Annotated in this window: 10 protein-coding genes; 3 read left to right on the forward strand and 7 right to left on the reverse strand. The window is 60.0% G+C overall.

What is annotated here, in order from left to right:
- Positions 1-728: 728 nt before the first annotated feature.
- Genes HA052_RS22120 through HA052_RS22130 form a run of 3 tightly spaced genes read left to right on the forward strand, consistent with a single transcriptional unit; the run spans position 729 to position 2,418 of the window.
- Complete coding sequence (locus tag HA052_RS22120) at positions 729-1,196, forward strand: AcrIF11 family anti-CRISPR ADP-ribosyltransferase (RefSeq protein WP_166453619.1); 468 nt, start codon at positions 729-731, stop codon at positions 1,194-1,196.
- Positions 1,193-1,423 carry a hypothetical protein gene (locus HA052_RS22125; protein WP_166453620.1) on the forward strand — a complete coding sequence of 77 codons (231 nt, stop codon included), beginning with the start codon at positions 1,193-1,195 and terminating at the stop codon, positions 1,421-1,423. Before HA052_RS22120 ends, HA052_RS22125 begins: the two co-directional genes overlap by 4 nt.
- The gene (locus tag HA052_RS22130) at positions 1,420-2,418 is read left to right on the forward strand and encodes a hypothetical protein (RefSeq protein ID WP_166453621.1); all 999 of its coding nucleotides are present in this window, start codon (positions 1,420-1,422) and stop codon (positions 2,416-2,418) included. The genes HA052_RS22125 and HA052_RS22130 overlap by 4 nt, the downstream gene beginning before the upstream one ends.
- Here the strand turns inward: HA052_RS22130 and HA052_RS22135 are convergent.
- The 7 genes from HA052_RS22135 to HA052_RS22165 form a co-directional block, all read right to left on the reverse strand.
- Positions 2,396-2,896, reverse strand: coding sequence for a hypothetical protein (locus HA052_RS22135; protein WP_166453622.1), 501 nt, complete (start codon positions 2,894-2,896; stop codon positions 2,396-2,398). The two genes, HA052_RS22130 and HA052_RS22135, sit on opposite strands and share 23 nt — an antisense overlap.
- Before the next feature lie 82 nt (positions 2,897-2,978).
- Positions 2,979-3,500: an N-acetylmuramoyl-L-alanine amidase gene (locus HA052_RS22140; protein ID WP_166453623.1), complete on the reverse strand. Its 522-nt coding sequence runs from the start codon at positions 3,498-3,500 to the stop codon at positions 2,979-2,981.
- Positions 3,501-3,566: 66 nt separating this feature from the next.
- Complete coding sequence (locus HA052_RS22145; RefSeq protein WP_166453624.1) at positions 3,567-3,842, reverse strand: phage holin family protein; 276 nt, start codon at positions 3,840-3,842, stop codon at positions 3,567-3,569.
- Positions 3,839-4,219, reverse strand: coding sequence for a putative holin (locus tag HA052_RS22150; RefSeq protein ID WP_166453625.1), 381 nt, complete (start codon positions 4,217-4,219; stop codon positions 3,839-3,841). The genes HA052_RS22145 and HA052_RS22150 overlap by 4 nt, the downstream gene beginning before the upstream one ends.
- 11 nt (positions 4,220-4,230) lie before the next feature.
- Positions 4,231-5,316 (reverse strand): contractile injection system protein, VgrG/Pvc8 family, encoded by a 1,086-nt coding sequence (locus tag HA052_RS22155; protein ID WP_166453626.1) that lies wholly within the window; start codon positions 5,314-5,316, stop codon positions 4,231-4,233.
- A gap of 3 nt (positions 5,317-5,319) precedes the next feature.
- A complete protein-coding gene (locus tag HA052_RS22160; protein WP_206118999.1) occupies positions 5,320-5,526 on the reverse strand; it encodes a tail protein X in 207 nt (68 codons plus the stop codon).
- A partial coding sequence (locus HA052_RS22165) for a phage tail protein (RefSeq protein ID WP_166453627.1) occupies positions 5,501-6,000 on the reverse strand: 500 nt, incomplete at its 5' end. The genes HA052_RS22165 and HA052_RS22160, both read right to left, overlap by 26 nt.

Raw genomic sequence — 6,000 nt, forward strand, 5'->3', positions numbered from 1 at the left:
TGGCCAGTCCGCAGCATAGGCAAGACTGGCCATTTTACAAAAAAAAGACACTGATGTAATCATGAAAATATCATGAACACCGCTTTTTTAATGATCTACTTGCTATAGTCACCACCTTTTACAAACGCTTGCTGAGCAAGCTGGGCGTACTTTGTTAGATCATTTTGACGCGACTCAGACAGCCGATTGTTCAGAACAGCACTAACCAGCCGCTGACTCGCACCCTGGCTTAGTGTAGGGGTACGTTCAAACACTCTTGGCTTCGCTGCCATGATAATCTCCACTCGGTCAGATAAGACAAAACGGTCAATGATACTGCAACAAGAAATCGCTGTAAACAAAAAGATCAATCAAAACATCAACTTCCACATAGACATTTCGATTGAACCATCAGAGTATGGACTCACATACCCTAACCAACAAGCAGTTATGTGCACTTGCCACAAATGATGTTGCATCATGCATACACCATAGTTTCATCGACCGCACTCAGCTTCCACTGCAAGTATGCCTACACTATAGGCCCCACATCAGTTGACAAAGTTCATTTTTTCTCACTTCCTATCACATTGACCAGAACCCGCTCCCTCAGCACGCATTGCCCACACGCCACCTTATCTGCAAGCACTGATCTGCTAGATCATCCAACTATCGCTGCTAGATTTCTCTTGCTTTTTTGAATTTGGTAACACATAATTCAAGCAACAAAACGCCACACGGAGCAGAACATGGAACTGTTTCACACCTCACCTGAAGCCATCAGCCAGATCAACACCCACGGTCACTATGGCTCTTTCCTGTTCTTCTCCAGCCATGTCTATGCAATGACCGCCAGTAGCTACAAAGCTTACTCCATCGAGCTGGACGAATCGGAATGCATCGGCGCCGGCGAGCTGTTCTATCACGAAGACGCCGCCAAGCTGGACAGCTTGGTTGCTGAAGTGGCCGCCCGCTACGACATCGACGAAGACGCCGCCGCGGCGCTAATCGACGAGTCCAAATCCATCTACGATATCGAGTCCAATGTTGGACCGGAAGACCTGGGCGACGCCGCTTGGGACATCCAGCACGCCACCGCCCGCGCCGCCGTTTTGCTCGGTTTCCGCGCGGTACGCGTGTCCGACGAACAAGGCGCCAGCTATATGGTGGAGATGCTGGGCCGTGAAAAAGAACTGAAAGAGGTAGCGGCAGCATGAAATCCAACCACCCCCCAGAGGTCAGCCGCGCAACAAACGATGAAACAGGCGCAGCCCTGCATGGCGGCGCGCGCCCTGGTGCCGGCCGCAAGGCATCGAAGAACCCAACTAAATCCGGCAGTATTCGCCTCACTCAGGAACGCTGGGACAAGTTGCGGGCGCTGGGCATGGAATGGCTCAGCAACCAGATCGACGCGGCCACCTTGCCGGAAAGCGGGCGAAAATGAAGGCCACATGGACGCCGGATGAAATAGCCCTCCTCCGCCAGCACTACCGGCGCATGCCGGCTGAAAAGTTACAAGCGCTCTTGCAGCGCTCGGCGCCGGCCATCCGAGCGAAGGCCAATAGCCTGGGCCTGTCAGGGGACAGACACCGCCCAGCCAGTCAGATCGAGTGGTCCGATCATGAGCTGGCATTGCTGGGGAAGGTGTCCGATGCTGAGCTTGGCAAATTGAAGGGGGTAAGCCTGGACGTGGTGAGGCGAAAGCGGCTTCGCCTCAACATCCCTGCAACGGTCCCGGTCGTGTGGTATCGATGGACTGACGAGGAAATCGCACAGCTGGGGACCATGCCCGATGCAAGTCTGGGTAAAAAACTAGGCCGATCCTTGGGAGCGGTTAGAGCCCAGCGTTTGCGGCTTGGCATCCCTGCGTTTGCTCCGCACACAAAATGGACGCCGGAAATGGATGCCATGCTCGGCCAAAGCAGCGACAAGACCGTTGCGCTTAAATTGAACGTGAGTCTTGACCTCGTCAGACAGCGGCGATCCCGTCTCGGGATTCCCGCACACCCCGAATCGCAGACAGCGATCAACTGGCCTGCATCCATTTTGGAGCGGCTTGGGTCTGTCAAAGATAGCGTGCTGGCAAGAGAGGCAGGCATTCCCGCTCGCACCATCACCCGCAAGCGCAAACAGTTGGGCATCCCGCGCTACCGCACATCGAAGAAACCGCGGCCGCTCCCGGCAAGCGTCAGGCCAGAATGGCACACCGTCATGGACTTGAGCCAGCCGGATTTCTACCGTGCCATATCCGCCCACCACCTGGCCGCCACCGGTCAGCCGCTAACATACGCTGCACTGTCCAAACTTTGCCTGTGGCCTGCCAGCCGCCTGCAAGAATGGCTTACATCTGGCAGCAATCAGCAGCCCATGGCGCTGCCGGTCCGGCATCATATCTGGATGGCGGTGTGTCACGGCATTACTGCGCGCGATCTGAGTTGAGGATCACCTGGCAGGCGTTGAGCCGCCCGGCCGCTTTGTTGGCGTCGCCGGCAATGGCGTACTGCTCAATCCCAAATCGCTCAAGAGCCTCAACAAGTTTTGCTCGCTGCGCTCCAGAAAATTCGGCGGCTGCTTCTCCATCACGGCCGCCGGCGCCGGCGGCAGCTTCGGGCAGATTTCCGGCACCGGCGGCGCGCTGGTCGCGCAGCCGGAGAGCAGCACGTAGACGAGCAACAGCCCCCTGCTGTTCAAGTTTCCCATTTTCCAGTTCCTTCTGATAAGCGGCGGCTGCCGCGTTGTCGCTACGAGCGATTTCCTGCTCCTTCACCCTGGCCGCCTTCTCCGCAGCCGCTGCCTTTTCTGCGGCCGCTGCGCGCTGGCTCGCCGCGTCCCGTTCAGCTAATACGGCGCGATAGTGCCAGCCCGCCGCAGCGACTACCGCAAGCACAATGCCGACAAGAATCAGTCTCCAGTTCATTTCATTCCCCCCAAGAGCAGAACTTGCCCATAGATGCGCCGGCGGATCAGACCCAGCGGCGCCTTGAACGCCAGCGCACGCATTAGCGGACCTCCAGCAGTGCCGCCGCGACTGCCCGCGCCAGGTCCATTTTTTTGGCTTGATACACCCCCATCTCCGCCTGATTGCTGATGAAAAACAATTCGACGATCACGCCGCCGGCATTGACGAATGCAAGCCGTTGACGCGGCGTCGCGGCTTGATCTATCCACCCGCGCTCACCGCGCAACGGACTGCCCAGCACAGCCGCTATCGCGGCGCTGATGCGCTGGCTAACGTCACGCTTCCCCGGCAGCGAGATCGACTCAACGCCACGCGCCTGGGGGTTAACCGCCGCATTACAATGGAACTCCACCGCCAGACCGACGCCGCCGGCCAGTTTCACAGCCTCGGCCAGCGGCTTGTTGTCGCTGCCCTCGCCGTCCGTCAGCACGTCCGCGCCGGCCTGGCGCAGCTCATGCGCCACCAGGTTGCGGAATTCGGCGGCGATATCGGCTTCACGATAGCCATTAGCCACTGCACCGGGATCAACATTGCTATGGCCAGCAGATACAAGAATTTTCATGTTATTACCCTCTAGAAATGACAAAGCCCCGCAGTGCGAGGCTTGGATTGAATGGATGGAAAGCGCTTAGCGGTACGGCTGCGGCCGTCGCAGCACGTCGCACACATTGCCGCGCGAGCGGAACACCGCAACGCAGAGAAAGAGGTTGATTACCAGCCCTGCCGGGCCGACTTGCGCGCGCCCCACCACGCCCTCAAAGCCGGCCCAGGCACTGGCCAGGATCAGCGCGTAAGCGAGCCAGCACGCCCATGGCCGATGCCGCGCACCCTCGCGGCGGAACATCAACAAGCGGGCGCAGATCGCAACGCACACCACGGCATTTACAACAGCAATAGCGGTCATTTTTTGATCTCCCACGGCGCAACGGGCGGGCCGGACTCGAAACGGCGGATGAAGCCTTGCAGAATGCGCACAGAAACCGCGCTAGCCAGCAGCGCGCCGGCGCTGTCCGGCACGGTCAAGTCGCGCTGGGTTATCGCATCGACCGCCGCATCGATGATGCCGGCAGCGAAGCGCGCGCAGATCGTGCCGATGACAACCGAGACGAACAGATAAACCACGCGCTCGACCCAACTGTAATCCCTCGCGCTCAGCACAAACACGGCACCACCGGCAAACGACGCGAACAACACCCCGTCATTGAGATACGGCACCAGCGACGCCGCGCCCAACACTCCCGCCATTACCGCCGCGCCACCGCTAGAAACAGGCTCAGACATATTTTTCCTTATTAGTTTGGCGCCAGTACAACGCCCGGTTTTTTGGTTTTGCGCCCCTTCTTGCCGCCTTTTTTCCCTTTTGCTTTTTTGTTCAGCACCAGCTCCAGGCTGGTTTCCCAGCCGCTGCGGCTGTAGTCGTGGACCACCGCGTCCACGGTCCACAAATGATCAATACCGGCCTTCAAACCCTGCGTGCGCAATTGCCGTTCCGCCACCACCTCCGCCCGGCCAGGCAAGCGCAGCTGCATCGTTAGTTCAGCCCGGCGCGCGCGGTTGCTGGCCGCCTTGGCCGCCGCGCCAGCGGCGCCCTTGCTGGCGGCGCCGTGACGAATGACGCGCGGCGACTTCTCTTTGTGCTCGGCATCCGGCACATAGATGGACAGGGTTTTACCGGTCTTCTTGTCGTGACTGCGCGCCACCGCCCCGCCGGCGGCCGCGCGGTCGCTGCGCTTAAAATGCCAGCTGGTGACGTCGCGCCGGGTCAGCACCAATACCGGCAGCGCTTTCCCGCTGACGCTCTTGGCTTGCCCGCCGCGCGGCAATACCAGCACTTGGCCACCCTTTACCGTGGCAGTGGCGTCGTACTGCTGCGCAATGCGGGTCAGGAAGTGCAAGTCCGATTCATTCATCTGATCCACCCGCGACACCGTAGCCTTGATCCGACATACCGGCTTCAACTTGTTGCGCGCCGCGATGTCCTTCACGATCTGTTCCAGTTGCACCCCCTCCCAGGAGTGCCGCCGCGCCTGCCGAATGGAGCCGGCCAGATTGGCCGGACGGCCGCGGATGATTACGGTTTGCGGCGGCCCGCTGGACTCCACTTCATCAACCCGGAATTGCCCGATACGGGTCAACCCGGTTTCCTGATAGCCCAAGCTCACCTCCAAACCCGCGCCGGTTTCCGGCAGCGTCACCGCGCCGTCACGGTCGTCCAGCGTGATTTCCAGCTCGTCGCTGTCCAGCCCCGCCTTGTCCGTCACGCGCAGACTGATCAAACGGTCAGCCAACAGCTTGGTAATGTCCTGTGGCTTGCCCTCCATGTCCGCCGCCGGCTTGGTCTTGGAGCTGGTCAGCAGCACCTTAAAAATCGGCCTCATGGCTCACTCCCATAACGTCACAACATCGCCGGCCGGCGCCTCGATATCCGGCAACGAGATAGACACCCCGCTGGGATAAGGCTCTCGTATCGCCGCCAAACCCGGATTCGCCTCCAACACTTGTTCCACCGCGCTTTCGTCGTAGCCGTAATGCGCCCGGCACAACACGTCCAACATGTCGCCGTCAGACGTTCTGATAGTCATCGCCATAGCGGACCAACTCCAAGGTAAAGCCCTGCTTGCGCGGGGCGCCGTCGGCAAATAGATAGCCCTGCTCTTCTTGCAAGCGGGACAGATACCAGCGCCCCAGGTAGTCGCCGTAACCGGTCGTTACCGTCAGCGGCTCCAACGCGGCGCCCAGTTCGCGCAAGCGGTCTATGTGGCCGGCACCGTGCCGCGCCAGGTAGATCGCGCCGCGCAAACTGATGGTGTCCTTACCCTTCGCCACTGCCTGCTGTGCCGGCAGGCGTGTTAGCCGCTCTTGGTCCGCGATATTGAACCCCGTGTCCCGCGCGAAAGAGTCATACGCGGCCTTGCCCAACTCAAAGCGGAACGGCGCGCCCTTTGCCGGCGCGAGCTCAAGCAAGAAGCCCTGACCACCCGCGCCGCCGTCGTCACCGAACATGGACGCCAGGCCCGTCGCCTTAAGCAGCTGCCCCGCCAATCCAGCCCCCGCCATTTTGC

Source organism: Chromobacterium fluminis, assembly GCF_011602385.1.
Taxonomy (GTDB): domain Bacteria; phylum Pseudomonadota; class Gammaproteobacteria; order Burkholderiales; family Chromobacteriaceae; genus Chromobacterium; species Chromobacterium fluminis.

Bases quoted from the DNA above. Each gene is read 5' to 3' on its own strand.
- HA052_RS22120 (WP_166453619.1), top strand. From the start codon at position 729: ATGGAACTGTTTCACACCTCACCTGAAGCCATCAGCCAGATCAACACC.
- HA052_RS22125 (WP_166453620.1), top strand. From the start codon at position 1,193: ATGAAATCCAACCACCCCCCAGAGGTCAGCCGCGCAACAAACGATGAA.
- HA052_RS22130 (WP_166453621.1), top strand. From the start codon at position 1,420: ATGAAGGCCACATGGACGCCGGATGAAATAGCCCTCCTCCGCCAGCAC.
- HA052_RS22135 (WP_166453622.1), bottom strand. From the start codon at position 2,896: ATGAACTGGAGACTGATTCTTGTCGGCATTGTGCTTGCGGTAGTCGCT.
- HA052_RS22140 (WP_166453623.1), bottom strand. From the start codon at position 3,500: ATGAAAATTCTTGTATCTGCTGGCCATAGCAATGTTGATCCCGGTGCA.
- HA052_RS22145 (WP_166453624.1), bottom strand. From the start codon at position 3,842: ATGACCGCTATTGCTGTTGTAAATGCCGTGGTGTGCGTTGCGATCTGC.
- HA052_RS22150 (WP_166453625.1), bottom strand. From the start codon at position 4,219: ATGTCTGAGCCTGTTTCTAGCGGTGGCGCGGCGGTAATGGCGGGAGTG.
- HA052_RS22155 (WP_166453626.1), bottom strand. From the start codon at position 5,316: ATGAGGCCGATTTTTAAGGTGCTGCTGACCAGCTCCAAGACCAAGCCG.
- HA052_RS22160 (WP_206118999.1), bottom strand. From the start codon at position 5,526: ATGGCGATGACTATCAGAACGTCTGACGGCGACATGTTGGACGTGTTG.